Below are 553 nucleotides of genomic sequence, written 5' to 3'. Positions count from 1 at the left end.
CTTCCCTACTTTTTGATGTCACTATTGTTGATTGCACTTAACGCTTTGCTAAGGTGTGAAGCACGCAATGACCAAGCTGCTGCATGGCACTTCAACACGAAAACTACCGCATATTAAAAGTGCCACGCGTGCTGAATCACACTTAAGCAACTTGTTAGCTTTCTAGCCAGCGAAATACACTGAATCATTTTCTGCAAACAAACACTCTATCGGGTAAGGTAGCTCAAGCTTTGGCAAGTTACCCTTTGAAAACCATTTTAAAGCCACTGTTTCATCGTCGGTTGCAGTTTGTAACTGACTGTCTGCCACACATTTAAACATGATTACGGTGTACTCAACTTGATCGCCATTTGGATAAGTAAATCCAAAACCCTCACCGCCAAATACACCAAGTAGACGCTCTACTTTAACAGCTAAACCAGTTTCCTCACGAACTTCCCTAACCAATGCTTGAACTGGAGATTCTTGAGGTTCAATCATTCCAGCAGGAAGACTCCATGTGTTGTCTGATTTCTGCTGAAGTAGTAACTCTTGGTCTTCATTTAAAATGACA

The 553-nt window shown here is 41.8% G+C and carries 1 protein-coding gene; it reads right to left on the bottom strand.

Annotated features, from left to right (window positions below; all coding sequences use genetic code 11):
- Positions 1-162: 162 nt before the first annotated feature.
- The coding region (locus R7O13_RS29900; protein ID WP_318305597.1) for an NUDIX domain-containing protein at positions 163-553 on the bottom strand (391 nt) is incomplete at its 5' end.

The sequence above is a fragment of the Vibrio sp. Y176 genome, assembly GCF_033438945.1.
Note: the sequence above shows the minus strand (reverse complement) of the source record. Positions and strands in the feature narration are given on the sequence as shown.